We start from the raw sequence: 26,074 nt of genomic DNA, 5'->3' as shown, positions 1-26,074 counted from the left end.
CGCCACGCGGGGGTGGCGGCTGTCCGGGCTACGGGCCGGCCGGGACCGGCGGCGCGTCCTCGCCGGCTGCCTCGGACTCCCGGGCCTCGCCCTGTTCGGCCTCCTCGGCCGCCGCAGCCACCCGGTCGCGCCGCTCCCGGCGGACGAGGATGACCCAGCCGACCGGCACCGCCGCCGCGAACAGCCACCACTGGACCGCATACGCCATGTGCGGGCCGATGGAGTCGTGGTCCGGCTCGGGGACCAGCTCCGGCTTGCCGCCGGACGGCTCGGGCCCGGTCTGCTCGATATAGCCGCCGAGCAGCGGCCGGCCGACCCGCTTCGTCTGCTCCTTGCTGTTGATCAGCATGATCTGGCGGGCGGGCAGGCCCCTGGTGTCCTTGATACCGCTGACGGCGGAGGTCTCGTCGGCCATCATCCGGCCGGTCACGGTCACCTTGCCCCGGGGGGCGGCCGGGACGTCCGGGAACTTGGTGAGGTCGTTGCCCGCCGAGATCCAGCCGCGGTTGACCAGTACGGCCCGGCCGTCGCCGAGGACCAGCGGGGTGAGCACGTAGTAGCCGATGCTCTGCTCGTCGGCGGCGGTGCGCTGGCGGACCACGACCTCGTGCGCGGTGTCGTAGGTGCCGGTGGCGGTGACCGTGCGCCACATGTCGTCGTGGGGCAGGTCCCGGCCGGGGGCGGTCAGCTCGGTGACCGGGACCGGCCTGGCGGCCAGGCTGCTCGCGATCAGCTGGTTCTGCGCCACCTTGTGCTCATGGCGGTGGAGCTGCCAGAAGCCCAGCTTGATCATGACGGGGATCAGCACGAGAGCCACGAGGGTGAGGATCACCCACTGCCGGGACAACAGGAAGCGGTACACGGCTTCGACGGTACCTGGGGCGCCGCGGCCCCCGGGCTGCGGGTCCCCCAGCGGTGGCCGGGGGAGGCTCCGGCCGCGCCCGTCCGGCAGAGCGTGCGGATCCGTCCGGCGGACCGTGCGGACCCGTCCGGCGGACGTGTGGATCAGACCCGGTCGACGATGCCCACCCTCCCGTCCGACCGCGCGCAGTGCGCACCGCAGTACCACTGCCCGTCGGCCTCGACGCCCTGGCCGATGATCTGGCACCGGCAGTGCTCACAGATCGGCGCCATGCGGTGGATGGCGCAGGCGAAACAGTCGAAGACGTGCACCGCGCCCTGCGCGTGCACCTCGAACGTCATGCCGTATTCGTTTCCGCAGACCTCACAACGTGCCATGCGCCACAGGGTGCGGGCGGCGCCCCTGCGGGGCGAGGTGCCGACGGGTGTGTTGGGCGGGCTTCACCCGGACGCAGGCGCCGGGGCGGCCGGCTCGACATCCTGGAGCAGCTGCATGAAGGCCGCCTCGTCGATCACGACCGTGCCGTACGAGGCGGCCTTGGCGGTCTTGGAAGTGTTTGCGTCCGGGTCGTTGGTCACCAGCACACTGGTCACCCGGGACATGCTCGTGGCGACATGGAGTCCGGCCTCGATCGCCCGGTCCTCCAGCAGCTCGCGGTCCACGGAGGTGTCGCCCGAAAAGGCGACCCGCATCCCCTGGACGAGCCGGCCGCCCGCCTCGTAGCGCCCCGGGTTGGGGTACGGGCACGCCGGGCGCTTACGGGACGGCCGCCAGGTCGTGGGGCGGTACGCCGCGGCGCTGGAGTGCTGCCGGGGCGCGGGGGCGTCCGACCACTCCGTCAGCGGCTGGCAGTTCAGCAGCGGCAGCCGCACATTCTCCCGCGCGGCCCGGTGCAAACCGGGACGGAACGCCTCGGCCAGCACCCGGGCGTCGTCCAGCGCATGGTGGGCGCGCTCCTGCACCACGCCGTAATGGGCGGCGAGGGATTCCAGCTTGTGATTGGGCAGCGGCAGCCGCAGCTCCTTGGACAGCGCGATGGTGCACAGCCGCTGCCGCACCGGCGCGGTCGCCGCGGCGCGGGCGTACTCGCGGGCGATCATCGACCAGTCGAACATCGCGTTGTGCGCGACCAGCACCCGGTCCGCCAGCCGCCGGGACAGCTCCGGGACGATGTCCGGGAAGAGCGGGGCATCGGCCAGCACGGCGCTGGTGAGCCCGTGGATCCAGACCGGCCCCGGGTCCCGCTGCGGGTTGACGAGGGTGTACCAGTGGTCCTGGACCTCGCCCTGTGCATCGAGTTGATACACGGCGGCGGAGATGATCCGGTCGTCGCGCGCCAGGCCCGTGGTCTCGACGTCGACCACCGCGTATCCCTGGGGATAGGCGGACGGCCAGGGGGCCGGCGGCGTCTGCGGGCCCGGCTGCTGGCCGATCTTCGGCGCGATCGGGTCGGCTGCTGCCATGCGGTCTTCGAGCATGGTCACTGAGGATAAGGGCCGCCACCGACAGCCACCGAACCGGCGTGGGGCGCGCGGGCCGGCAGGTGCGCCTGCCGCCCCGGCACATCGGAGGTCCGTACGGGAGTTGACGGGCGCCGGCGCGGCCGCGCCCCGCCGGGAAGCGGCCGCGTCAGGAGCCGGGCTCCGCGGGGGAGAGCAGTGAGGCCACCAGCGCCTCCAGCGAGACGAGGAACAGCCGCCCGGTGTCGACCGGGCCGGCCAGCGCGCGGGCCAGCGCCGGATCGTGCCCGGCGGCGGGGGAGTCCCACAGCTCGCCCTCGCTCGGATGCTGCGCGGGCGACCGTTCGCGGTTGCGCTCGACCAGGACGAAGCCGACGACCTGGAACTGGACGGCCCGCACCGCCTCGGCGGCCGTCTCGCCGCGCAGCCCGGCGGCGTGCATCTCATGGACCAGCGCCTGCTGCGCGGGCAGGAACATCCGCTCCGTCAGACCACGTTCGTGCACCATCGCGATCAGCTGCGGGCGCTCGCGCAGCGCCGCGTGCAGCGTACGGGCCACCGAGATGATGCGCGCCTGCGGAGTGTGCCCGGTGGGGTGGATCTCGCCCATCTCCCGCACCGTGCGTTCGACGAGGGCGTCCAGCAGCGACTCGCGGTTGCCGACGTGCCAGTAGATGGAGGTGACGGCGGTGCCCAGTTCCGTGGCGAGCCGGCGCATGGTCAGCGCCCCGGGGCCGTGCGCCCGCACCAGCCGGGCGGCGGCCGCCAGAACCTCTTCGCCGGTCAGCGCCGTACGTGTCATATGCCCCTGCCTATCTCTCAACTCCCTTGTGCACAAGGCCCTTTACCCTTCGTCCCGCTCGGTGTAACAGTGTTACAGGCGTCTCGCGCAACCCCCGTAAGTCACCGACGACGAAGGGTGGTACGACATGGCACGCATTCGCTACGGAGCGCGCACCGAGGAGGAGCTCTCCGCGGCGCGCACCGCGAGCTCCCGGCTCCCCGACATCTGGTCCACCGGCGTGGTCGCGGTCTGGGAGAGCGACCCGGAGGCGGTCGCGGCCGTCCTCCCGCCGCCGCTCGCGCCGACCGGACGTCCGCTGGTCCGCGTCACCATCAGCAAGGTCGCGCTGCCCGGTTACCCCCTGGGCGCGGGCTCGGTCGCCGTGGCGGCCGCGCACCGGGGCGTCGAGGGCTGGTATCCGCTCGTCATGCCGATGACCCACGAGCGGGCCCTGACCGGCGGCCGGGAGGTCTTCGGCGAACCCAAGAAGCTGGGCGAGGTCACGGTCGAGCGGGACGGCCCGGTGGTGCGTGCGGCGCTCGCTCGGCACGGCATCGCCTTCGTCGAGGTGCGCGGCGCGGTGAGCGGTCCGCTGCCGGTCCCCGGGCCGGCCCGGAAGACCGACTTCTACTTCAAGTTCCTGCCCGCCGTGGACGGTTCGGGCTTCGACATCGATCCGGTGCTGGTGCACTGCCTGCGCCACGAGAAGGTCCGCAAACTGGAGAAGCTCACCGGCGATGTCGTCCTCCGGGAGTCGATGTACGACCCCGTGGCCGACCTCCCCGTACGCACCCTCGTCGAGCTCACCCTCGGCGAGAAGACCACCGACCAGCAGGGCCGGGTCGTCGAGCGGGTCAGCGCCCGCTCCCTGCTGCCGTACGTCCACCAGCGCTATGACGACCCACGTCAGCTGCACGACGGACCGCCCGAGGGGAGCGTCTGATGCGGTGTCCACCCGGAGGGACGACTCCCCGGACCCGGCCGCAGAAGCGGGCGGCCCGACCGGCACGGAGAGGTGAGCGGGTATGGAGCTGAAGGCCGGACAGGTCGCCGTCGTCACCGGCGCCGCGAGCGGCATCGGCCTGGCCATGGCGCGCCGCTTCGCCGCGGAGGGCCTGCGGGTCGTCCTCGCGGACGTCGAGGAGGAGCCGCTGCGGGCCGCCGCCGACGAGCTGACCGCGGACGGCGCCCGCGTACTGGCGCGCACCGTGGACGTCGGCGTACGCGAAGAGGTCGCCGCCCTCGCCGACGCCGCGTACGACACCTTCGGCGCCGTCCATCTGCTGTGCAACAACGCGGGGGTGGGCTCCGGCGCCGAGGGGCGGATGTGGGAACACGACCCCAACGACTGGGCCTGGGCGTTCGCGGTGAACGTCTGGGGCGTCTTCCACGGCATCCAGTGCTTCCTGCCCCGGATGCTGGCCGGCGGCGGGCCCGGCCATGTCGTCAACACCTCCTCGACCGACGGGGGTGTCGCGCCGCTGCCCACCGCGTCCGTCTACGCCGTCACCAAAGCGGCCGTGGTGACCATGACCGAATCGCTCTACGCCCATCTGAGGGCCGAGCGGGCCCCCATCGGCGCCTCGGTGCTCTTCCCCGGCCCGCACATGCTGCGCACCGGGCTGTGGGAGTCGCACCGCAACCGGCCCGCGCGCTACGCCAAGGCCCGCCCGCGCCGGACCCCGTACCGCAGCCTCGCGCAGTGGGAGTCGGCGATGAAGGAGGCCGGGAAGGAGGTCGCCTTCACGCCCGTGGAGGACGTCGCGGCGCAGGTCGTGGACGGCGTCCGGGCCGGCCGCTTCTGGCTGCTGCCCCCCGGCGAGCACACCGACGCGCAGATCCGGGCGCGGTCCGCCTCGATGCTCGACCGCAGCACCCCCGCGTATCTGGAGCACTTCATTCTCGACCCGGACGACTGAGGGAGCAGCCGCCATGACGGACCCACAGGGCCCCACGGACCGGCCGGACGCACAGGACCCCCGGCACGAGCCGTACCTGATCATCTCCTCCGACTGTCACGCCGGACTCCCCACCGAGGAGTACCGCCCCTACCTCGACGCCCGCTTCCACCGCGCCTTCGACGACTTCCTCGGCGGCCGGGACGCCCGCCGCGCGGAGGCCACCCGCCTCGGCATCCGCAACGAGGCCTTCGCCGACCGCTGGTTCCGGGACAACGAGGAGGGCCTGCGAGGCGGCTGGGACCCCGCACAGCGCAGCAAGGAACTCGACGGCGACGGCGTGGCGGCGGAGGTCGTCTTCCCGGACGCGGACGCCGTCGACAGCGGTACGGCGGCTCCCTTCGGCGTGGGCCTCGGCCTCTCCGGCGACCAGGACCCGGACCTCGGCATGGCGGGTGCGCAGGCGCACAACCGCTGGCTCGCCGACTTCGTCTCCGCACACCCCGAACGCCACTGCGGGGTGGCGCTGTTGCCGGTCACCGCCGAGGTCGACCGTGTCGTGGCCGAGATCCACCGTGCCAAGGAGTCCGGGCTCGGCGCCTTGATGATCCCCTCCATGTGGGTCGACAAGGAGCCGTACCACGACCGCCGTTACGACCCGGTGTGGGCGGCGGCGGCCGCCTGCGCGATGCCGGTGCTGACCCACTCCGGGGCCGCGCCCCGCCACGAGTACGGCAGCCACCTCGGGATCTATGTCTCCGAGGTGACCTGGTGGCCCGCGCGCCCCCTGTGGTTCCTGCTGTGGTCCGGCGTCTTCGAGCGCCACCCGGGCCTGAGGTTCGGGATCGCCGAATCCGGCTGCTGGTGGCTGCCCAACCTCCTGTGGTTCATGGACCGCCTCTACCTGGGCGCCCACGGCGGCAAGAAGCTCTCTCCGTTCGCGGAGCTGAGGCAGCCGCCGCACGCGTACCTGGACCGGCAGGTCTTCGTCTGCGCCACCAATACCAAACGCCGCGAGCTCGCCCAGCGCTATGAGATCGGCGTCGACAACATCCTCTGGGGCAGCGACTTCCCGCACCCCGAAGGGACCTGGCCCGACACCCGCGCCTGGCTGAAGAAGACCTTCCACGACATTCCGGTCACCGAGACCCGCCGGATGCTCGGCCTGGCCGCGGCCGAGAACTTCGGCTTCGACGCCGCCGCGCTGGCCCCGCTGGCCCGCCGCATCGGCCCCACACCGGCCGAACTCGGCCAGAGCGCCGACCAGGCGGCGGTCGAGGCCTCCTGGGCCCGCTCGCGCGAGGTGGGCCGCCACTGGCTGACGGACCACGACTTCCCGGTACTGGGGGCCGCGCAATGACGCATCGACCCGACGACCGCTACACCGTCGTCTCCGCCGACTGCCACGCCGGCGCCGACCTCCTCGACTACAAGCCGTACCTGGCCTCCCGGCACCACGAGGCCTTCGACGCCTGGGCGGCCTCCTACGTCAACCCGTACGAGGACCTGCTCGCCGACACCGCCGACCGCAACTGGAACTCCGGCCGCCGGCTGGCCGACCTGGAGGCCGACGGCATCGTCGCCGAGGTGGTCTTCCCGAACACCATCCCGCCGTTCTTCCCGAGCGCCTCGCTCGTGGCCCCGGCGCCCACCCGCGAGGAGTTCGCGCAGCGCTGGGCGGGCCTGCGCGCCCACAACCGCTGGCTCGCCGACTTCTGCGCCGACGCCCCCGGCCGCCGGGCCGGAGTCGCCCAGATCCTGCTCCACGATGTCGACGAGGCCGTACGCGAGGTCCGCCGCGCCAAGGAGGCCGGCCTCACCGGCGGCATCCTGCTCCCCGGCACCCCGCCCGGCTCCGGCCTCCCCGAACTGCACTCGGAGTGCTACGACCCGCTCTGGGCGGTCTGCGCGGAGCTGGAGGTCCCCGTCAACCACCACGGCGGCTCGGCCTCCCCGCCGCTCGGCGACGAGCCCGCCGCCCGCGCCGTCTTCATGGTCGAGACGACCTGGTTCTCCCACCGCGCCCTGTGGCACCTGGTCTTCGGCGGCGCCTTCCGCCGCCACCCCGGCCTCCGCCTCGTCCTGACCGAACAGGGCTCCGGCTGGATCCCCGGCGTCCTGGACATGCTGGACTACTACCACGGCCGGCTGGTCGCGGCCGCGACCGCTTCCCGGTCCGCCACCGCCGAGTCCAAGTTCGGCACCGGCCTGGCGGCGGCCATGGGCGCCTCCCCCTCCGGGATCTGGCGCGAGCACTGCTTCGTGGGCGCCAGCTTCATGCGCCCGCACGAGGTCCCGCTCCGTCACCGCATCGGCCTCGACAAGATCATGTGGGGCAGCGACTACCCTCACGACGAGGGCACCCACCCGCACTCCCGCGAGGCCCTCCGCCTCGCCTACGCCGGCGTCCCGGCCGACGAGACCGCGGCCATGCTCGGCACCAACGCCGCCCGCGTCTACGGCTTCGACCTCGCCCGCCTCGCCCCCCACGCGGCCCGCGTCGGCCCCACGGTCGCCGAACTGGCCGAACCCCTGGAAAAGATCCCCCCGGACGCCACCAGCCCGGCGTTCGCGCGGGGCGGGGCGGTGCGGGTGTGGTGAGTGACGGCCGGAGCGTGCGGGCCGGGAACCAGGGTGGCTGCCCCCTGTGTTCGGTCAACAGCCACCCACGCCGACGGCCTGGCCGACCTGGCCGGCCAACTCGGCACGGCCCACGGCCTTTCCGGCTGATCATGTGGCTGTCGTGGGCGGCAGGTGAAGCGAGCACCACCAGGTGATCAACGGGGTCCGCTTACACCTGGGGCCTCAGTACCCGCGCCGTCTGCGCCACCTCCGCCACCGAGCCGTCCTCGCCGACGCCCACCCGGCGGAGCGTGGCGCCCGGCTTGCGGGTGACGACATCCACGAGGCGGCCGTCGCGGAACAGCCCGGCGGCGCCGTCGTCGACCGCCCAGCCTCCCGGCAGCGCACCGTCGTTGACAGCCGCCAGATAGCCCGGCCGGCGCCCCGGCTCGCTGTCGTAGTGCGGGCAGAGGCTGCCCGGCAGCAGTCCCAGCCCGTCGGACAGCGGCACCGGCGGGCCGAAGGAGTCGGAGAAGGCGGCCTCGAACCAGCAGCACGCCCCGGCGCTGATGCCGCACAGCAGCACCCCGGACTCGTACGCCTCGCACAGGATCGTGTCCAGGCCGTGCACCCGCCAGACGGCAAGCATGTTGGCGGTGTTGCCGCCCCCGACGTAGACGATGTCCTGCGCGAGGACGAACGCCCGCAGATCGGTCATGGTGCGCCGGAACAGCTCCAGGTGGCCCGTTTCGCAGTCCCGCGCGCCGAACGCCTTGTGGAACGCCTCGGTGTACCCCGGCGCATCTCCGCTCGCGGTCGGCAGGAAACAGACCTTCGGCCGGTCCCGCCCGGCGGCGTCCAGCACGAAGTCGTCCAGCAGGGTGTCGGGGTCATCGGAGAAGCCGCCGCCGAGCAGGGCGATGGTGGGTGTGCGGGCCATGGGACCTCGATTCCGGGTCGTCGCGGGGAGCTGCGCCGGACCATCGTCGCGGAGCAGCTGACAGCACGTCTTACATACTTCTCAGTAACAACCCCTAGCGGCGCCGCCGTCCACGCCTTTATGGTGCGTGGCATGCCGCACCTGCCCGATGTCCTGTTGTGGTCCGTACCTGCCTTCGTCCTGCTCGCCGTGGTGGAGATGGTGAGCTATCGCCTGCATCCCGACGAGGATGTGGAAGGCTATGAAGCCAAGGACGCCGCCACCAGCGTCGGCATGGGCCTGGGCAGCCTCGCGTTCGATGCGCTGTGGAAGATCCCCATCGTGGCGATCTACGCCGCGGTCTACGAACTCACCCCGCTGCGGATACCCGTGCTGTGGTGGACGCTGCCGCTGATGCTGCTCGGTCAGGACTTCTTCTACTACTGGTCGCACCGCGGCCACCACGTCATCCGCGTGCTGTGGGCCTGCCATGTGGTGCACCACTCCAGCAAGAAGTTCAACCTCAGCACCGCCCTGCGGCAGCCCTGGACGACCTGGACCGTCTGGCCCTTCTACGTCCCGATGATCGCCCTCGGTGTCCATCCCGCCGCGATCGCCTTCACCTCCGGGGCCAACCTCGTCTACCAGTTCTGGGTGCACACCGAGCGGATCGGCAAACTGCCCCGGCCCTTCGAGTTCGTGCTCAACACCCCGTCCCACCACCGGGTCCACCACGCCTCGCAGGGCGGCTACCTGGACCGCAACTACGGCGGGATCCTGATCATCTGGGACCGGATGTTCGGCTCGTTCGCCGCCGAGACCGAGCGGCCGGTCTACGGGCTCACCAAGAACATCGAGACCTTCAACCCGCTGCGGGTGGCCACCCATGAGTACGCGGCCATCGCACGCGACATACGGGCCGCGGACAGCTGGCGCGAGCGCGCCGGGCGGGTGTTCCGCGGGCCGGGCTGGCAGCCGGCCCAGCGGGCGGCCGTCGGGGAGAGCCCGAAGGCCGGCCGGCCGGGTGCCGAGGCGCGTGCCTCCGTCGAGGAGCCGGCCGCGTGACCGCCCGGTGGCCGCGGGCCGTACGGCCGCTGTTGTGGGCCTTCGCCGTACTGGCCGTTGTGCACCTGGCGGCGCTGCTCGCCGGCGTCCCGGCCGTCGGGCAGCTCACCAAGCCCGCGCTGATGCCGGTGCTCGCCGGATACGCGCTGGCGCGCGGCGGCCCGCCGCTGCTCGCCGGTGCGCTGCTCTTCGGCTGCGGCGGCGACACCTTCCTCCAGATCGGCGGGGACCTCGCCTTCCTGGTCGGCATGGGCTCGTTCGCCGCGGGGCACGTCTGCTATCTGCTGCTCTTCGCCCGGTACGGAACGGCGCCCTGGGGCGGACGGCGGGGGCGGACGGCGGCGGCCGGTGCCGCGTATGCCGTACTGCTGGCCGGCACGGTCGTGCTCCTGTGGCCGGACCTCCCGGCAGACCTGCGGATCCCGGTCGCCGGCTACAGCCTGCTGCTCACCGCCATGGCGTTCGGCGCGCTCCGGGCGGGCCCCTGGGCCGCCGTCGGCGGGCTGCTCTTCCTGCTCTCCGACACCCTGATCGCGAGCGGTATCGCGCACTGGCCGCAGCTGCCGGGCCCACAGTTCTGGATCATGTTCACCTATGTCGCGGCCCAGTACGCGCTGGCCGAAGGGGTGTTGCGCGCCGCCGCCACGGCCCCGCGGCCCGCACCACACCGGACGCAGACGCCCCGGACGGCAGGCGTACCGTAACCGGGTACACCCTCCGGATACGCAAGGACAACGCCCCGCATGCGCGCCACCACCATCCACGCCGCCCACGACATCCGCATCGACGAGGTCCCCGACGCCGCCGTCCTCAAGCCCCACGACGCCGTGGTGCAGGTGCTGCGGTCCTGTATCTGCGGCAGCGACCTGTGGGCGTACCGGGGCGAGGCCGAGCGCGAGGCGGGCCAGCGGATCGGCCATGAGTTCCTCGGGGTGATCGCCGAGACCGGCGCCGAGGTGTCCGGTCTCGCCGTCGGCGACCTCGTGGTGGCGCCCTTCATGTGGTCCGACGGCCGCTGCGAGTACTGCGCCGACGGTCTGACCACCTCCTGCGTGGACGGCGGCTTCTGGGGCGAACCCGGCTCCGACGGCGGCCAGGGCGAGGCCGTCCGGGTGCCGTACGCCGACGCCACCCTGGTCAAGCTGCCGGCCGAAGCGGCGGGCGACGACCGGCTGCTGACCGGTCTGCTGGCGCTCTCCGACGTCCTGGGCACCGGCCATCACGCCGCCCTCGGCGCGGGCGTACGGCCCGGCTCGACGGTCGCGGTGGTCGGGGACGGCGCGGTCGGCCTGTGCGGGGTGCTGGCCGCCAAGCGGCTGGGCGCCGAGCGGATCATCGCCCTCGGCCGCCACCGGGCACGTACCGATATCGCCCGGACCTTCGGCGCCACCGATGTGGTCGCCGAGCGCGGCGAGGCGGCCGTCGCCGCGGTCCGTGAGCTGACCCGCGGCCAGGGCGCCCACGCCGTCATCGAGGCGGTCGGCACCGAGCAGTCGATGCGCACCGCGGTCGGCATCACCCGGGCCGGCGGGGCCATCGGCTGGGTCGGCGTGCCGCACGGCAGCGGCAGCGGCCTGGACATGCGCGCCCTCTTCGACCGCAACATCGCCGTACGCGGCGGTGTCGCCCCGGTCCGCAGCTACATCCCGGAACTCCTCCCCGACGTCCTGGACGGCACCCTCGACCCCGCACCGGTCTTCGACCTCACCGTCGACCTGGCGGGCGTCCCGGACGGCTACCGCGCCATGGACGACCGCACCGCACTGAAGGTGCTGGTCAAGCCCTGACCGGCGGCTCACGCAGGCGCGGGCCCGTCCGGCCGGACGGGCCGCCGCTTGGGTCTCCCTCCGTGGGAGACCCGACAGCGGACGGCATGAACGAGGACGGCACGGGCCTGCTCACGATCGGCGCGCTGGCGCGGCTGACCGGCCTCCCGGTCAAGACGATCCTCCCCCGAGCTCTTGAGGAACAGGGGGGACCCCCATCTGGTCGGACCAGGACCTGCTGCCGCCCGCCGCCCGCACCCCCGCGGGCTACCGGCTCCACGGCCCGGACGCCCCGGCCCGCCTGGAGATCGTGCGCAGTCTGCGCGACCTGGGCATCGGGCTGGCGGCGATCCGGTCCGTACTGCACCGCGAGCGCACGGTCGCCGAGACGGCGGCGCAGTGGGCGGACGCGCTGGACGCACAGATCCCCAACCCTTCAGTTGCAGCGCGCCGTGCTGCGTGCGGTGGCCGCGCGGGGGAGCGCAGCAGAGGAGCTGCCGAACATGACCGAACTGGCCCGTCTGTCGGCCCGGGAACGCCGCCGGATCATCACGGACTTCGTCGAGGACGCCCTCGACGGTGTGCACGCCCCCGCCTACCGCAGCGGTCTGCCGGCCGCCGTCCCCGACCTGCCCCCCGCCCCGCCCGGTGCCGGCGCAGTGGACCGGCTGGCGGCCTACCTCGGCCGCGACCCGGCCTGACGCCCGCCCGTGTGCACCGCACGGAAGAGGGCCGGGTGACACACCACCCGGCCCTCCCGCGTCCCTCCCGTCTACCGTCCGGGAGTTACTTCTTCACCGCGTCCAGCGCGTCGACGATGCCGTAGCCGTAGTGGCCGTTGACATGCTTGGTGCCGGTGCAGGTCGCGTCACCCGTGGGGCAGCCGGGGTTGTCCGCCTGCTCCTTGAGGAGCCACTGGATTTCCTGCGGGCTGGACTTCGGGTGGGCGCTCTTGAGCAGCGCCGCGACGCCCGCGACATGCGGGGTCGCCATGGACGTGCCGGCCAGGTAGGCCCAGTCGCCGCCCGGCATGGTGGAGAGGATGTTGCCGTTCTTGGCGGGCAGCTCGGGCACCTGCTTCGAGTCACCGCCCGGCGCGGCCACATCGATCTGGCCCAGGCCGTAGTTCGAGTAGTAGGACCTGAGCTTGTTGACGCCGGTCGCCGCGACCGTCACCGTGCCCGGCAGCTGGGTGGGAACGTCCCAGCAGGTCTTCGGGTTGATGGTGCGCTCGACGGGGGTGGAGTCGTTCGGGCTGGAGGCGTCGGGAAGCTGGGGCGCCGCCAGGTCGAGGTTGGAGTTGCCCGCCGCCGCGATGTTGATCGCGCCCTTGCGCTGGGCGTAGCTCGCCGCACGGCCGACCGCGTCGATGATGGCCGCCTGGTCGGCGTCATCCTTGCAGTTGAACATCCACGGGTCGACGTAGTAGCTGTTGTTGGTGACCTCGACGCCGTGATCGGCCGCGAAGACGAAGGCACACACCACGCTCTCGGCGTAGAAGAGGCTCGTCTCCGGCTCGCTGACCTTGAGGGCGGAGATCTTCACACCCGGCGCGACCCCGGCCACACCGGCGCCGTTACGGGCCGCGGCGATCGTGCCCGCGACATGGGTGCCGTGGTAGTCCTCGTCCGGGTTCCAGGGGCGCCAGGCACCCTTGGAGGTATCGGCCACGCCGCCCACGCAGTTGGCGGACTGCTTCGCCGAGAAGTTGGGCTTCAGATCGGGGTGGGTGTCGTCCACACCGGTGTCGATGATGGCGACGGTGACGTTCTTGCTGCCCGGGTTCACCTTCGCGGCCTTGTCGGCCTTGATGGCGGGCAGGTCCCACTGGAGCGGTTCGAGCGGCTCCTCGCCGTTCGCCTTCGCCGCCTTGCCGGCCGCCATGAGCTGGGACTTCGGCAGGTCGATCTTCTGCGGCTTGCCGACATCGGTGGTGCCCTGTGCCTTCAGCGGCGCGGTGCGGGTCGCGCCCGCCGACTGCACGCCCGGCACCGTCCTCAGGGAGGCGGCGAACTGCGGGTTGGCCGAATGGACGACGATCACGCCTATCTGCTCATGGGCGATGATCACCTTCCCTCCGGCCTTGGCTATCGCCTTCTCGACCTTGCCGACCGCGGCATGACCGGGCGTGGTGTTCACGACGTACGACAGCAGCGGGCCGTCGGCCGAGGCGGCGGCGGCCGGGGCGGAGTCCTGGGACGCGGCGGTGGCCGCGTTCGGGAGGAAACCGAGGGACGCCGTCAGAGCCAGTCCGAGCGGTACGGCCAGCGCCCGCATGCGTCTGGATCGGGGATGTGCCATGGATACTCCACATCATCCGTGAGACCGCCCGTGGCGCGGTTTGCGCACGGGCGGATGCAATGAGATGTGAAGTTATCGGCGATCACTCCTGCGCAGCAATGGAATGCGGAGAAAAAACGGGGAGAAAACCCGCCAGGAGCGTGGAATTGATAGCGCGTCAGCCGATGTCGGCACCGTTCCGGCAGGTCGGCAGGGCCGTTCAGCCGTGGCGTCGCAGCGTGGTGATGCTCAGCGGAGGCAGCGAGATCCGCGGACCGTACCAGCGGCGCACGGCCGTGGCCGTCTCCGGCCGTGGCTGTGACGGGGCGACGGCGAGCGGCGCCGGCAGCCGGATGCTGCCGTAGGGGCGCCGGCGGGGAGCGGGTGGCTGCGGGGCCTGCTGGGGCGGCGGATTCACACCGGGCTCAACGAAGCACCCCGCGTGCGGTGGCGGTCGGCGGGGGCATTCCCGGTTCTGGGATTCAACCAACGCACCCCTGTCGTATCGTCCGATGCACCTCTACCATGCGTGATCTAGATCACTTACGTGAGCTTTATTGCCGGCCCGGGCTCCACCTGCGCCGATCCGCCGGACCGGCACGGGAACCCGCCCCTTCGCGTCAGGAGATTCCGTGAGCGCCGCACCGACCCTCGACCCGGGAACGCACGAGCCGCCCGACTACATCCAGGTGCAGTCGAGTGCGGAATTCGATGAACTCCGCCGCGCACAGCGCTCGTTCGCCTTCCCGCTCACCGTCGCCTTCATCCTCTGGTACCTCGGGTACGTCCTGCTGTCGAGCTACGCCGGCGGCTTCATGGGCACCAGGGTCCTCGGCCACATCAATGTGGCGTTCGTCCTCGGCATCGGCCAGTTCGTCACGACCTTCCTCATCGCCTGGTGGTACTCCCGGCACGCCGCCGCCAAGCTCGACCCCAAGGCCGAGGCCATCAAGGCCCGTCTGGAGGGTGACGCATGAGCCCTCTCCAGCAGCCGCTCGTGTCCCAGCTCGCGGCCGGCGGCGCGAGCGAGCACCGCGCCCTGATCATCGCCCTCTTCGCGGTCTTCGTCGCCGCCACCCTCGGCATCACCGTCTGGGCCGGCCGGCAGACCAAGGGCGCGGAGGACTTCTACGCCGGCGGCCGGCAGTTCAGCGGATTCCAGAACGGCCTGGCCATCTCCGGCGACTACATGTCCGCCGCCTCCTTCCTCGGCATCGCCGGCGCCATCGCCCTCTTCGGCTACGACGGCTTCCTCTACTCCATCGGCTTCCTCGTCGCCTGGCTCGTCGCGCTGCTCCTGGTCGCCGAACCGCTGCGCAACTCCGGCCGGTTCACCATGGGCGACGTCCTCGCCTACCGGATGCGCCAGCGCCCGGTCCGTACGGCAGCCGGCACCTCCACCATCGTCGTCTCGATCTTCTACCTGCTCGCCCAGATGGCGGGCGCCGGCGCCCTGGTCACCCTGCTCCTGGGCATCACCAGCGAGGCGGGCAAGATCCTGGTCGTCGTCCTCGTCGGCATCGTGATGATCCTCTACGTGACCATCGGCGGCATGAAGGGCACCACCTGGGTCCAGATGGTCAAGGCGGTCCTGCTGATCGCCGGCACCCTGCTGATCACCTTCCTGGTGGCGCTGAAGTTCCACTTCAACCTCTCCGAACTGCTCGGCGCCGCGGCACAGAACAGCGGCAAGGGCGCGGCCTTCCTGGAGCCCGGCCTCAAGTACGGCGCCACCGCCACCTCGAAGATCGACTTCATCTCGCTGGGTCTCGCCCTCGTGCTGGGCACCGCGGGCCTGCCGCACATCCTCATCCGCTTCTACACGGTCCCCACCGCCAAGGCCGCCCGTAAGTCCGTGAACTGGGCGATCGGCATCATCGGCGTCTTCTACCTGATGACCATCGCGCTCGGCTTCGGTGCCGCGGCGCTCATCAAGCCGGAGGAGATCACCGCCGCCAACAAGGCGGGCAACACCGCTGCCGCGCAGCTCGCCGAGGTGATCGGCGGCGGCGCCGGATCCACCGGGGGCGCGGTGCTGCTCGCCGTCATCTCCGCGGTCGCCTTCGCGACGATCCTGGCGGTGGTCGCCGGCCTCACCCTCGCCTCGTCCTCGTCCTTCGCCCACGACATCTACGTCAATGTCATCCGCAAGAACCAGGCCACCGAGAAGCAGGAGGTCGGCGCGGCCCGCTGGGCGACCGTCTGCATCGGTGCCGTCGCCATCGTCCTGGGCGTCTTCGCCCGCGGTCTGAACGTCGCGGGCCTGGTGGCTCTCGCCTTCGCGGTCGCCGCCTCCGCCAACCTCCCGACCCTCCTCTACAGCCTGTTCTGGAAGCGCTTCACCACCCAGGGCGCCCTGTGGTCCATCTACGGAGGCCTCCTCTCCTCCGTCCTCCTGGTCCTCTTCTCCCCGGTCGTCTCCGGCAAGGAGACCTCGATGTTCCCCGGCGCCGACTTCGACGTCTTCCCGCTGGAGAACCCGGGCCTGATCTCCATCCCGCTGGGCTTCCTGCTCGGCTGGCTGGGATCGCTGCTGTCCGAGGAGGAACCGGACGTCCAGAAGTACGCCGAGCTGGAGGTCCGCTCGCTGACCGGGACCGGAGCCCACTGAGGCGGTCCTGCCGGCCGTCCCCACGGAGTCCGGGCGGGGGGCTGTCGTAGATCTCTACGACAGCCCCCCGCCCACCTCGTGCTTCTCCTCTCTGCTCCCTGTCACACCCATCGCGTAGGCTCGAAGACGTACTGATCCACCGAAGGAGACGTACGGAGCCATCACTCTTGGGGAGGGGGCCCAGTGCTCATCGACACTTACGGCCGCGTGGCCACCGACCTGCGCGTTTCGCTCACCGACCGGTGCAACCTGCGGTGTACGTACTGCATGCCGGAAGAGGGCCTGCAATGGCTCGCCAAACCCGATCTGCTGACCGACGACGAAATCGTCCGGCTGATCGGCATCGCCGTGCGGGACCTGGGCATCGAAGAGGTCCGCTTCACCGGCGGTGAACCGCTGCTCCGCCCCGGACTGCCCGGCATCGTCGAGCGCGTCGCCGCCCTCGCCCCGCGCCCCCAGATGTCACTGACCACCAACGGCATCGGCCTACAGCGCACCGCCGCCGCCCTCCGCGACGCCGGCCTGGACCGCGTCAATGTCTCCCTGGACACCCTGCGGCCGGACGTCTTCCAGGCCATGACCCGCCGCAAGCGGCACGACGACGTCCTGCGCGGTCTCGAGGCCGCCCGCGCGGCCGGTCTGACCCCGGTGAAGGTCAACACCGTCCTGATGCCGGGGCTCAACGACGACGAGGCCCCCGACCTGCTGGCCTGGGCGATCGCCAACGACTACGAGCTCCGCTTCATCGAGCAGATGCCGCTCGACGCACAGCACGGCTGGAAGCGCGACGGCATGATCACCGCGGGTGACATCCTCGCCTCGCTGCGCACCCGCTTCGCGCTCACCCCCGAGGGCCAGGACGAGCGCGGCTCCGCGCCCGCCGAGCGCTGGATGGTCGACGGCGGACCGCACCGCGTCGGGGTGATCGCCTCCGTCACCCGACCGTTCTGCCGCGCCTGCGACCGCACCCGGCTGACCGCCGACGGTCAGGTCCGTACGTGCCTGTTCGCCACCGAGGAGACGGATCTGCGCACGGCCCTGCGCTCCGAGGCCCCCGATGACGAGATCGCCCGCATATGGAAGCGCGCGATGTGGGGCAAGAAGGCGGGCTCCGGCCTGGACGACCCGTCGTTCCTCCAGCCGGAGCGCCCGATGTCCGCGATCGGCGGCTGAGCCGGCCGGGTCTCACGAGGGGCAGTGGCGCCGGTCCGGCGTCAGCGGCCGGCGGCCGGCGCCTCCCACTCCTCCAGCGTCACGACATCCTTGAGGAAGCCGCGCACCCCGAGGAACTGCGACAGGTGCTCCCGGTGCTCCTCGCAGGCCAGCCAGGTCTTGCGCCGGTCCGGAGTGTGCAGCTTCGGGTTGTTCCAGGCCAGCACCCACGCGGCGGCGGCGCGGCAGCCCTTCGCGGAACAGATGACGGAGCCCTCGGCGGCTTCCTGGGGATTCGGGGAGTTCACGGCCTCAACCCTACGTCCTGCACTCACCGCCCCGGGCCCGGCTTCTGCACCTCAGGGCCGTTGCGGACATGACGACGCCGGGCAGCCACGGGGGGAGCCGCCCGGCGTCGGTCCGTCGCTCCGACGGGGGATGCGGAGCGCGTACGCAGTATGTCACGGGGGATGGTGCGTAGTGCACCGGAACTCCATGATTGATCTGAGCTTTTCTTGAGCTTTGCAGACCGGGTGATGATCAGCTGTGGTCATGCGGAGGGGCGGAAGAGTCCGCCGCCGGCCGCTCCGGAACGGATTCCGCCGGAGCGTCGTCGGCGCCCGGCGTCAGCATCGGCCTGGTCGGGCCCGCGACGAAGGTCCGCGGGAGCGAAGGGGCGTTCTCCCGGCCCGCGTTGGCGATGACCACCGCGATATAGGGCAGCGCCAGGCCCAGCACCAACGTCGCGATGGCGATGGGCCGTTCGACGTTCCACAGCACGACGGTCAGCACCACGGCCACCGTCCGCACCACCATCGAGATCACATACCGCCGCTGCCGTCCGCGCACATCCTCGGACAGACCCTGCCGGGCCCCGGTGATCCGGAAGGCCTGGCCGCTGCTCTGCTTCCGCATCACGTTCCACCGCCTGGTCAGTCATGCCGGATTCTCCCCGGTATCCGGTCGGTTTCCACGGTACGCCCCGGCTGCGTCGCCTTCGAGACCGGGTCGTGCACCCCTTCGGCCGGGTCTGCCTGCGCACCTTGCATACGGCGGTCCCCGGCGTGCGCCGTAGCCGATGCGGAGCGACACTGACGAGGCGAGCGTCATCTGCACCGTGCCGCAAGAGGAGACGACATGACGTGGTTGTGGGCCATCATCGTGGGCCTGGTGCTGGGCCTGATCGCGAAGGCCATCATCCCGGGCAAGCAACAGATCCCGCTCTGGCTGACCGTGATCTTCGGCATGCTGGGCAGTGTCCTCGGCAACTGGGTTGCCACCGGCATCGGGGTCAACGACACCAAGGGCATCGACTGGATCCGGCACCTGCTGCAACTGGCCGGTGCGGTGGTCGTCGTCGCCGTCGGTGACCGTCTCTGGATGTCGATGCGGGGCCGCAAGAAACACGCCGCCTGAGGGAACGAGACGGGCGGCCGGCGCGCATCCCTGCACACCGGCCGCCCACACCTCTGCCGTATCAGCGGCCCTCGAGCTGAGCCAGCTTCCGGCCGGCCTTGAGGTACGCGACCCCGGCCGGGTCCGCCAGCTTCTCGGCCAGCACCTCACCCAGCGGACGGACCGAATCGGCCTCCGCGAGCACCACGGTCTGCTGCCCGTCCTCGCCCTCCACGACCAGCCGCAGCGCATTCTGCTTGGCCAGCCGCCGCGCCGCCGAGGCGCTCGGGGTGAACTCCAGGATCTTGGTCAGGACCGTGGCCACCGTCTCCGCGCCGTGCACGGCGACATCGACGACCGGCAGCGACTCCACATCGGAGAACGACTTCTTGGAGAACTGCGCGATGAAACCGGCCCGCGCCGCCATCGCCGCCTCCAGGCCGTACAGCGCGGCCACGACCTCGCCCGCCAGGACCTTCTTGAGGTCCATCGGGTGCAGCGAGCGGTCCGCGACCCGGCCCAGGGCGAGCGTGATCTCCCCGTCCGTCCACTCCGTCCAGGCCTTCAGGTACGGCTCCATCAGCCGGTCCGGCACCGACATGATCTTGCCGAAGACATCGTCGGCGGACGCGTTGAGCCCGACGTAATTGCCCTTGGACTTGGACATCTTGGCGCCGGTGCCGTCCGTGCCCTCGATCAGCGGCATGGTCACCACCAACTGCGGCTGCTGCCCGCGCAGCTCCATCAGCTTGCGGCCCATCTGGAGGTTGAGCAGCTGGTCGGAGCCGCCCAGCTCCACATCGCACGCCAGCGCCACCGAGTCCAGGCCCTGCGCGATGGGGTACAGCAGCTCCGTCATGGTCAGGCCGGAGCCGGCCGCGAGACGGTTGCGGAAGTCCTCGCGCTGGAGCAGCTGGGAGGCCGGCACCTGGGCGAGCAGCGAGAGCAGCTCCGGGAAGGTGTACGGCGCCAGCCACTCGCTGTTCTGCCGGAAGCTGACCTTCTCGAAGTCGAAGAAGGGCCGCACCTGTTCCCGGTACGTGGCGAGGTTGTGTGCGATGTCCTCGTCGGTCAGCGGCGGCCGCTCGGCCGTACGGCCCGACGGGTCGCCGATCTTGGCGGTGAAGTCACCGATGATCAGCGTGACGTCATGGCCCAGCCGCTGGAACCGGCTCAGGACGATCAGCGGCACCGCATGTCCCAGGTGCACATCGGTCGCCGTCGGGTCGATGCCCAGCTTGATGTGCAGGCCCTTGCCGGCCGCCCGGCGCTCCTCGATCCGCTCGGCGAGCTTCTCCACGCCCGGCAGGACCTCGACCGTACGGGCCGCGATCAGCTCGGCCTGCTCCTTGGCGGGCAGGTCCGTCAGGTCGAGATAGCGCCGCGCGCCCGTCTCCTTGAGCAGCTCCTGGACCGTGGCGTCCGAGGAGAGGTCGGCGGAGAGCTGGGTGGTGGCGCGGGCGACGGATTCGCCGAGGCGTGTCATGGCGTTCCTGATCGATCGTGGTTCCCAAACGGGAGGACAAGCGGACAGTCTATTAGCCCCGTACGACACTCCCGCGCCGTCCGCCCGCAGGTCCGCCCGCCGCCCGTCCGGCCCGGCCGTCCCGTCGCCACCGGCCGGGCGTGCGCCCACGGCCTCACACCCCGCGGCTGACCGAGCTCATATTGAAGTCCGGGACGCGCAGCGCCGGCATCGCGGCGCGGGTGAAGTAGTCGCCCCACTCCCGTGGCAGGGTCCGCTCCGTACGGCCCGCCTCCACCGCCCGGGACAGCAGATCCACCGGCGACTCGTTGAACCGGAAGTTGTTCACCTCGCCGACCACCTCGCCCTTCTCGACCAGGTAGACGCCGTCCCGGGTCAGCCCGGTCAGCAGCAGCGTCGCCGGGTCCACCTCGCGGATGTACCACAGGCAGGTCAGCAGCAGTGTGGGACCGTCATGGCCGGCGGCTGCCACCATCTCGTCCAGCGAGCGTGAACTCCCGCCCTCCAGAAGGAGGTTGTCGATGCCCGGGGCGACCGGCAGGCCGGTCAGTCCGGCGCTGTGCCGGGTGGTCGGCAGCCGGTTGAGCACGCCCTCGCGCAGCCACTCCGTGGCCGTCAGCGGCAGCCCGTTGTCGAAGACCGAGGCATCGTCGCCGGAGGAGTGCGCCAGGACGAACGGTGCGCACTCCAGACCGGCCGCCCACGGGTCGCTGCGCAGCGTCAGCGGCAGCTCGCTGAGCCGCTCGCCCACCCGGGTACCCGCCCCGGGCCCCGTCGCCCCGCCGTTGCCGTCGGACGGCCGGGAGAAGACCGTACGGCCCTCGGCGGCGTCCCGGGCGCCGGACGACCACATCTGGTAGACGAGCAGGTCGGCGACGGCGGTGGGCGGCAGCAGTGTGTCGTACCGCCCGGCGGGCAGCTCGATCCGCCGCTCGGCCCAGTCCAGCCGCCGGCCCAGTTCGGTGTCGAGCAGCCGCGGATCGACGTCGGTGAAGTCGCGGGTGGCCTGCCCGGCCCATGCCGAGCGGGTGCGGTCCGGAGACTTGGCGTTCAGCTCCAGCGTCCCGGTGGGCTGGTCGTGCCGCAGCCGCAGCCCGGACGAGGTCCCCAGATACGACGAGACGACATCGTGCTGGGCGAAGCCGTACAGCTCACGGCCGCCGGCGCGGGCCTGCCGGAAGGACTCGCCCAGCGCCGGGGCGAACGCCGCGAACACCTCCGAGGAGGTCTCGGCCGGTGCCTCGGTGAAGTCCGCGGCCGCCTTCTCACCCCCGACCAGCGGCTGGGCGTCCTCGGCGGGCCCGGCGTCCCGGGCGGCCGCCTCGGCGGCCCGCACCAGCGGCTCCAGGTCGTCCGCGGTCACCGCGGAGCGCGAGACGACGCCGGAGGCCGTGCCCTGGCCGCCGTTCACGGTCGCCACGACCGTGAGGGTGCGGCCGCGGGTGACGCCGTTGGTGGTGAGCGCGCTGCCCGCCCAGCGCAGATTGGCGCTGGAGTGCTCATCGGCGATGACCACACAGCCGTCGGCCCGGGACAGCTCCAGGGCCCGCTCGACGATCTCGTGCGGCCTGTTCCTGCGCGGCGTACGCATGCTCATCGACCGGCCTCCTGTGTGGTGTTCGGACTGTGCCATTGCGGGGGACAGCCCCCGGGCGCGACCGTGGTCATCGAACCCCGGAAGTCGGTGCTGGCCGCCCGGCAGGCGACGTCGCGCAGCTGTCCGGCCGGCCGGTCGTTCTCGATCCGGTGGAAGCGCTGCCCGGTGAACCGGAAGTTCACCGGCAGGGCGGAGGGCATACCCCTCTGACGGGTATTTGTGCAGGTCAGGCGGCTTTTCATGGTCTACCCTCAATCCCTGTTCATACCGGTTCACGCCGGACTGTGCGGGGTCTGGTGATGACTTGGTGTCGACCTGGGAGCAGAGCTTATCGAGGGGCTCCCAGGCCGGCGGGAGCTCTGCGGAGCAGGAGGTACAGAGCAGACGGAGGAGCGCCCGGGAGTCCTCCGGACGGACCCTCCAGCAGGCATCGACAGTCAGTGGTGCTTAGCGTCACCAGAGAGCGCAGGGCTCCCGGGCCTGCTCGTGCTGCCGGGAGCTCCCGGGCGGCTCAGGCCTTCGGCACATCGCAACGGAGAGACGATGGCGGAGCGAAAGCCGTTCGCTTGCGAGGCCATGAGGCGGACGAACCGCACCCTCCCTCATGGGCCGCGAGCGCTGTCGTATGGCTGACGTGGCGGAACCACGGGCCGACCCGGGGCGCCGGCCCCACTTGGGAATGCAGGCCGGTGAACTCGACGGCAAGTGGTATGCGAAGTACTGGAATCCGGTGATGGCGCCGCTGCCGGAGCACGTCAGGGAGGCACTCGCACTCGGGCCGCAGGCGCCTCCGCGGTGCCTGGAATTCGACGCTGCCGGGACGCTGAGCGACGCCGGCTACCACGACCTCGAGAACGGCTACAGCCTCTTCGAGGACGGTGCCATGCACATCGCCACGCTGACCCGTATGCCCGGGGTGTCCCCGGCCATGCTGGACTGGTGGTTCTGGTGGCACGCCACGGAGACCCAGCGGTACAAGCTGTGGTACCCGCGAGCCCACGTGTACGCCGAATGGTCAGGAGACCCGGCGGACCGACGTGCCCCGTACCGCGAGAGATACATCGGGGGCACGTCGTTCGTCGACGAATACGTAGGCAGCGCCCTCGGTGAACTCGCCATCCGCTTCGTCCGGCCCAGCAGGTTCGGATTCAGCGAGGACAGTCTCGGTCCGGACGAGGCGACCGCGGTCTGCGGTGTGGTCGGGCTGTCCCGCGTCCCGCTCGACTGGGGCCACTTGATTCATCACGTACGCCGGGTGCGGGACGGTGCCGAGATGCGCTCACGTTTCTGGATGGGCGGCTCATACGTCTCTCCTCGTGGAGGAGCATCCCTGACCGGTGAGCTCGAAACGGCCGCTGACGACGTGCGGAAACTCGGAGCGGAGCACGCTCGGGCCATGGTCGTTCACTGCTCCCAGGAGATGAACCATCTCGCCGCGTTTCTCCCGGAGATCTTCGATGAGTTCACCCGTGATGAAGGGCGCGAACAGCCGTGAAGAGCGGTTCTGGCGCGGGAAACAATGCACGGAAGACCCCAAGAGAGAGGGCGCAGGGAGAGGGCATGACGTCTCGCATCGAAGGCAGGGTGTTGCGGCGGGGTGACTATCGCTACGAGAGTCTGCGTCGTGAAGCCTGCTGGCACGCGGGGGTACCGGACCGATACCCCGAAGTGATCGTGCTGGCGAACCACGAGGACGATGTCGTCGGAGCGGTCAGGCTCGCCAGGCGGGAGGGCCTGCGGATCGCGGTGCGCTCCGGCGGCCACAGCTGGTCCGCCTCGCACCTGCGTGACGGCACGGTACTGATCGACCTCTCGAACCTGCGGCACGTGACGGTCGACCGGGAGGCCATGACCGGCACCGCCCAGCCCGGCATCAAAGGATCAGAGTTCAGCTCGATGCTGGCAGGTCAGAACCTGTTCTTTCCCACGGGGCACTGCTCAGGCGTCTCGCTCGGCGGGTATCTGCTTCAGGGCGGGTTCGCCTGGGCCGGGCGGGACTACGGACCGGCCTGCATGTCGGTCACCGGCATCGACGCGGTCACCGCCGCCGGCGAGCAGGTCCACGCCGACGAGACGGAGAACCCGGACCTGTTCTGGGCGTCCCGCGGAGCCGGTCCCGGCTTCTTCGCCGTCGTCACCAGGTTCCACGTCAAGCTCCATCCGCGCCGGCGGATCACGATGAACAGCGGCTACTTCTGGCCGGCCTCGGCCGCGTACGACGTCTACCGCTTCGTGCACGAGACCGGCCGCCGGACGCCGACGGAGATCAATCTCCTGTGCAGCCGCGACCCGATGACCGACGATGAGCCGCTCATCGCCCTCAACGCGACGGCCTTCACCGACACCGAGGAGGAGGCCAGGGAGCAACTGTCGGTCTACGAGTCCTGTCCCGCACGCGCGCAGGCGCTGGCGACCCGGCTCAACGAGGTGACGGACACCGCAACCTTGAGCCGCTTCGGCACCGACCCGCACTACGACGAGACCAAGCGGTATCTGGCCGACAACATGTGGACCCACGCGTCGTTCGACGACCTGTGGCCCAACTTCGAGGAGATGCTGAAGACCTGGCCACCGGCACCGTCGCACCTGGTGATGTTCAACTGGGGAGGTCACGAAGGGCAGCCCGCACGGCCGTCGATGGCCTACTCCGTGGAGGACGAACTGTATTACGCGCTCTATGCGGCCTGGACCGATCCGGCCGACGACAGCACGTACACCAGGTGGGTCACCGACCACATGCGCGCGTGGGAGCCCTACGCCAGTGGCATCCAGCTGGCCGACGAAAACCTGCTCAACCGCCCGTACCGCTTCGTGACCGACGAGAACCTCCGTCGGCTCGACGATCTGCGTGCCACCTGGGATCCCGGCGGGATGTTCGTGTCCTGGCTCGGCCGGCCCGCCGGTGGGGGACCGGGCTAGGAAGTCAGGCTGCCGGAGGGGCGCTCACGTGGCTGTGCCCGTACCTTCCTCCTATGGACTTCCACATCACGGCGGAGGAGGAAGGCATTGTCTTCCGTATCGCCGAGCGCCTCCGGGCCGGTGACTCTCCGACGGACGACGACCTGGCCGAAGAGCTGGGGGACGAGGTCCGGCCGGATCTCCGGTCTCTGCTGGCAAAGGGGTGGATCGTCGTCGATGCGGACCGCTCCCTGAAGCTCTCCACGATTGCCCAGGCGGCTCTTTCCAGTCGGCGCGACGTCGGGGGTTCTCCGGCGTGAGGACGCCCCGTTCGGGCGGCCGCCGAGGGCGCCCGAACGGGGCTTCACCGATGCCGGACAGGCACTACCGGGCAGGCATGACCGGACAGAACTACGGGACAGGACTACGGGACAGCCCTCAGTCGTCGTTCGTGCCGTCGTTCGTGCCGTCGTCGGGTACCCAACGCAGCACGTCGCCGGGCTGGCACTCGAGTGTGCGGCAGATCGCGTCGAGCGTGGTGAACCGCACCGCCTTCGCGCGACCGTTCTTCAGGACGGCGATATTGGCCGGCGTGATACCGACGGCAGCGGCGAACTCGCCGACCGACAGCTGGTGTTTGGCGAGCTGGAGGTCGAGGTCGACGATGATGGCCATCAGATCACCTCGGCGATCTCGGTCTCCAGATCCGTCGCCTTGCGCAAGAGGCTGCGCATGATGACGACGAGCATCGCGAACGCCGCCCCCACGCCGACACTCGCGACAGCGGCGGCCAGGGCCCCGATGAGCTCCATGCCGTCGTGGGGAGAGGGAATGTCGGCCACGGCCAGATGCCCGGTGACTCCGATCGCCAGCAGCGTCGCCACGATCGAGGCCCCGATGATGGTGTCCACCCATCGGAAGGCCAGCGGCGTGAAGATCGCGCCGCGCCGGACCATGGCGAGCAGCATCCACACCGCGACCAGCGCGACTTGGACGCAGACGATGCCGATGATCGCCACGGTCACGTACGGCGCGGCGAAGGGGGCGTAGGGAGGGAAGCGGTCGACCTCATCGGCCGCCGTCGTCGGGATGACGACGACCTGGCCGAAGAGGCCGACGGCGATGGCGGCGACGACGCCGATCCGGAGCGTGGCGATGAAGAAGCGATGCATGTATCGATTATCGATTGCTTTCTATCGAAAATCAATCGACCTCGCGCGGGGGCGTCCAGCGACACACGAGGCAGATGAGGCACATGAAGCACGTGAAGTACGTGACGTGGGTGAGGTGTTGGCCGGTTTCCGGCGTCTCGCCTGCCCGGCCGGCACTTCGTACGCTG

General features: G+C 71.0%; 28 protein-coding genes and 2 pseudogenes. 16 read left to right on the top strand and 14 right to left on the bottom strand.

What is annotated here, in order from left to right:
• Positions 1-28: 28 nt before the first annotated feature.
• The 4 genes from IF67_RS0122495 to IF67_RS0122480 all read right to left on the bottom strand — a co-directional run bounded on the left by IF67_RS0122495 (position 29) and on the right by IF67_RS0122480 (position 3,124).
• On the bottom strand, positions 29-862 hold the full coding sequence (locus tag IF67_RS0122495; RefSeq protein ID WP_030988375.1) for an SURF1 family protein: 834 nt from the start codon (positions 860-862) through the stop codon (positions 29-31).
• A 143-nt stretch (positions 863-1,005) separates the two neighbouring features.
• Complete coding sequence (locus tag IF67_RS0122490; RefSeq protein ID WP_030087516.1) at positions 1,006-1,239, bottom strand: hypothetical protein; 234 nt, start codon at positions 1,237-1,239, stop codon at positions 1,006-1,008.
• A 63-nt stretch (positions 1,240-1,302) separates the two neighbouring features.
• Complete coding sequence (locus IF67_RS0122485; protein WP_037839711.1) at positions 1,303-2,340, bottom strand: DEDDh family exonuclease; 1,038 nt, start codon at positions 2,338-2,340, stop codon at positions 1,303-1,305.
• Positions 2,341-2,491: 151 nt separating this feature from the next.
• Positions 2,492-3,124, bottom strand: a complete 633-nt coding sequence (locus IF67_RS0122480) for a TetR/AcrR family transcriptional regulator (RefSeq protein WP_030988370.1) — start codon at positions 3,122-3,124, stop codon at positions 2,492-2,494.
• Between the two features lie 127 nt (positions 3,125-3,251).
• On the opposite strand from IF67_RS0122480, the gene IF67_RS0122475 reads away from it, so the two are divergent.
• From IF67_RS0122475 to IF67_RS0122460, 4 genes are all read left to right on the top strand, one after another.
• Positions 3,252-4,049: an acetoacetate decarboxylase family protein gene (locus IF67_RS0122475; RefSeq protein WP_030988369.1), complete on the top strand. Its 798-nt coding sequence runs from the start codon at positions 3,252-3,254 to the stop codon at positions 4,047-4,049.
• 82 nt (positions 4,050-4,131) lie between these two features.
• A complete protein-coding gene (locus tag IF67_RS0122470) occupies positions 4,132-5,025 on the top strand; it encodes an SDR family NAD(P)-dependent oxidoreductase (protein WP_030988367.1) in 894 nt (297 codons plus the stop codon).
• 13 nt (positions 5,026-5,038) lie between these two features.
• Positions 5,039-6,364 (top strand): amidohydrolase family protein, encoded by a 1,326-nt coding sequence (locus IF67_RS0122465; RefSeq protein ID WP_051818447.1) that lies wholly within the window; start codon positions 5,039-5,041, stop codon positions 6,362-6,364.
• Entirely contained in the window at positions 6,361-7,605 is a 1,245-nt protein-coding gene (locus tag IF67_RS0122460) for an amidohydrolase family protein (protein WP_030988362.1), read from the top strand. The genes IF67_RS0122465 and IF67_RS0122460 overlap by 4 nt, the downstream gene beginning before the upstream one ends.
• Positions 7,606-7,795: 190 nt before the next feature.
• Here IF67_RS0122460 and IF67_RS0122455 read toward each other — a convergent pair whose 3' ends face one another.
• Entirely contained in the window at positions 7,796-8,506 is a 711-nt protein-coding gene (locus tag IF67_RS0122455) for a peptidase E (protein WP_030988355.1), read from the bottom strand.
• Between the two features lie 132 nt (positions 8,507-8,638).
• On the opposite strand from IF67_RS0122455, the gene IF67_RS0122450 reads away from it, so the two are divergent.
• The 5 genes and pseudogenes from IF67_RS0122450 (at position 8,639) to IF67_RS45120 (ending at position 12,017) form a co-directional block, all read left to right on the top strand.
• Positions 8,639-9,550, top strand: coding sequence for a sterol desaturase family protein (locus IF67_RS0122450; protein ID WP_030988354.1), 912 nt, complete (start codon positions 8,639-8,641; stop codon positions 9,548-9,550).
• Positions 9,547-10,254 carry a lysoplasmalogenase gene (locus IF67_RS0122445; RefSeq protein ID WP_030988351.1) on the top strand — a complete coding sequence of 236 codons (708 nt, stop codon included), beginning with the start codon at positions 9,547-9,549 and terminating at the stop codon, positions 10,252-10,254. Before IF67_RS0122450 ends, IF67_RS0122445 begins: the two co-directional genes overlap by 4 nt.
• Positions 10,255-10,293: 39 nt before the next feature.
• A complete protein-coding gene (locus IF67_RS0122440) occupies positions 10,294-11,337 on the top strand; it encodes a zinc-dependent alcohol dehydrogenase family protein (protein WP_030988350.1) in 1,044 nt (347 codons plus the stop codon).
• Between the two features lie 196 nt (positions 11,338-11,533).
• Positions 11,534-11,623 (top strand): annotated as a pseudogene (locus tag IF67_RS46005) (hypothetical protein); the annotation flags it as partial.
• A gap of 196 nt (positions 11,624-11,819) precedes the next feature.
• Entirely contained in the window at positions 11,820-12,017 is a 198-nt protein-coding gene (locus tag IF67_RS45120) for a hypothetical protein (RefSeq protein WP_030988349.1), read from the top strand.
• Between the two features lie 85 nt (positions 12,018-12,102).
• Here the strand turns inward: IF67_RS45120 and IF67_RS0122430 are convergent, their stop codons facing one another.
• Both IF67_RS0122430 and IF67_RS41875 read right to left on the bottom strand, forming a co-directional pair.
• Positions 12,103-13,617: a S8 family serine peptidase gene (locus IF67_RS0122430; protein ID WP_030988348.1), complete on the bottom strand. Its 1,515-nt coding sequence runs from the start codon at positions 13,615-13,617 to the stop codon at positions 12,103-12,105.
• A 199-nt stretch (positions 13,618-13,816) separates the two neighbouring features.
• A complete protein-coding gene (locus tag IF67_RS41875; RefSeq protein ID WP_078889569.1) occupies positions 13,817-14,014 on the bottom strand; it encodes a hypothetical protein in 198 nt (65 codons plus the stop codon).
• A 214-nt stretch (positions 14,015-14,228) separates the two neighbouring features.
• On the opposite strand from IF67_RS41875, the gene IF67_RS0122420 reads away from it, so the two are divergent.
• The 3 genes from IF67_RS0122420 to moaA all read left to right on the top strand — a co-directional run bounded on the left by IF67_RS0122420 (position 14,229) and on the right by moaA (position 17,380).
• Positions 14,229-14,573, top strand: a complete 345-nt coding sequence (locus IF67_RS0122420; protein ID WP_030988344.1) for a DUF485 domain-containing protein — start codon at positions 14,229-14,231, stop codon at positions 14,571-14,573.
• Positions 14,570-16,207 carry a cation acetate symporter gene (locus IF67_RS0122415; protein WP_030988342.1) on the top strand — a complete coding sequence of 546 codons (1,638 nt, stop codon included), beginning with the start codon at positions 14,570-14,572 and terminating at the stop codon, positions 16,205-16,207. The genes IF67_RS0122420 and IF67_RS0122415 overlap by 4 nt, the downstream gene beginning before the upstream one ends.
• Before the next feature lie 183 nt (positions 16,208-16,390).
• A complete protein-coding gene (gene moaA, locus IF67_RS0122410) occupies positions 16,391-17,380 on the top strand; it encodes a GTP 3',8-cyclase MoaA (protein WP_030988341.1) in 990 nt (329 codons plus the stop codon).
• Positions 17,381-17,421: 41 nt separating this feature from the next.
• Here moaA and IF67_RS0122405 read toward each other — a convergent pair whose 3' ends face one another.
• Entirely contained in the window at positions 17,422-17,667 is a 246-nt protein-coding gene (locus tag IF67_RS0122405; protein ID WP_030988339.1) for a hypothetical protein, read from the bottom strand.
• Between the two features lie 232 nt (positions 17,668-17,899).
• Positions 17,900-18,274 carry a DUF3099 domain-containing protein gene (locus tag IF67_RS0122400; RefSeq protein ID WP_030988337.1) on the bottom strand — a complete coding sequence of 125 codons (375 nt, stop codon included), beginning with the start codon at positions 18,272-18,274 and terminating at the stop codon, positions 17,900-17,902.
• 222 nt (positions 18,275-18,496) lie between these two features.
• Here IF67_RS0122400 and IF67_RS0122395 point away from each other — a divergent pair, with 222 nt between their 5' ends.
• The gene (locus IF67_RS0122395) at positions 18,497-18,775 is read left to right on the top strand and encodes a GlsB/YeaQ/YmgE family stress response membrane protein (protein WP_030988335.1); all 279 of its coding nucleotides are present in this window, start codon (positions 18,497-18,499) and stop codon (positions 18,773-18,775) included.
• Positions 18,776-18,836: 61 nt separating this feature from the next.
• Here the strand turns inward: IF67_RS0122395 and tyrS are convergent, their stop codons facing one another.
• The 3 genes and pseudogenes from tyrS to IF67_RS0122380 all read right to left on the bottom strand — a co-directional run.
• Positions 18,837-20,240, bottom strand: a complete 1,404-nt coding sequence (gene tyrS / locus IF67_RS0122390) for a tyrosine--tRNA ligase (RefSeq protein WP_030988333.1) — start codon at positions 20,238-20,240, stop codon at positions 18,837-18,839.
• Positions 20,241-20,394: 154 nt separating this feature from the next.
• On the bottom strand, positions 20,395-21,837 hold the full coding sequence (locus IF67_RS0122385; RefSeq protein ID WP_030988331.1) for a metallopeptidase TldD-related protein: 1,443 nt from the start codon (positions 21,835-21,837) through the stop codon (positions 20,395-20,397).
• Positions 21,834-22,016, bottom strand: a pseudogene (locus IF67_RS0122380) (TldD/PmbA family protein); the annotation flags it as partial. The pseudogene IF67_RS0122380 and the gene IF67_RS0122385, both read right to left, overlap by 4 nt.
• 446 nt (positions 22,017-22,462) lie before the next feature.
• Here IF67_RS0122380 and IF67_RS0122375 point away from each other — a divergent pair.
• From IF67_RS0122375 to IF67_RS0122365, 3 genes are all read left to right on the top strand, one after another.
• Positions 22,463-23,332, top strand: a complete 870-nt coding sequence (locus IF67_RS0122375; protein WP_063754379.1) for a DAPG hydrolase family protein — start codon at positions 22,463-22,465, stop codon at positions 23,330-23,332.
• A 65-nt stretch (positions 23,333-23,397) separates the two neighbouring features.
• On the top strand, positions 23,398-24,756 hold the full coding sequence (locus tag IF67_RS0122370) for an FAD-binding oxidoreductase (protein ID WP_030988328.1): 1,359 nt from the start codon (positions 23,398-23,400) through the stop codon (positions 24,754-24,756).
• Positions 24,757-24,809: 53 nt separating this feature from the next.
• On the top strand, positions 24,810-25,055 hold the full coding sequence (locus IF67_RS0122365; protein ID WP_030988327.1) for a hypothetical protein: 246 nt from the start codon (positions 24,810-24,812) through the stop codon (positions 25,053-25,055).
• 118 nt (positions 25,056-25,173) lie between these two features.
• Here the strand turns inward: IF67_RS0122365 and IF67_RS0122360 are convergent, their stop codons facing one another.
• Positions 25,174-25,410, bottom strand: coding sequence for a helix-turn-helix domain-containing protein (locus IF67_RS0122360; protein ID WP_030988326.1), 237 nt, complete (start codon positions 25,408-25,410; stop codon positions 25,174-25,176).
• A complete protein-coding gene (locus IF67_RS0122355; RefSeq protein WP_030988325.1) occupies positions 25,410-25,907 on the bottom strand; it encodes a DUF2975 domain-containing protein in 498 nt (165 codons plus the stop codon). Before IF67_RS0122355 ends, IF67_RS0122360 begins: the two co-directional genes overlap by 1 nt.
• Positions 25,908-26,074 lie beyond the last annotated feature (167 nt).

Origin of the sequence: Streptomyces sp. NRRL S-1813 (assembly GCF_000719605.1) — a bacterium.
In the GTDB taxonomy this organism is placed as follows: Bacteria; Actinomycetota; Actinomycetes; order Streptomycetales; family Streptomycetaceae; genus Streptomyces; species Streptomyces decoyicus.
The sequence above is the reverse complement of the archived record's forward strand: the minus strand, read 5'-3'. Positions and strand labels throughout refer to the sequence as shown.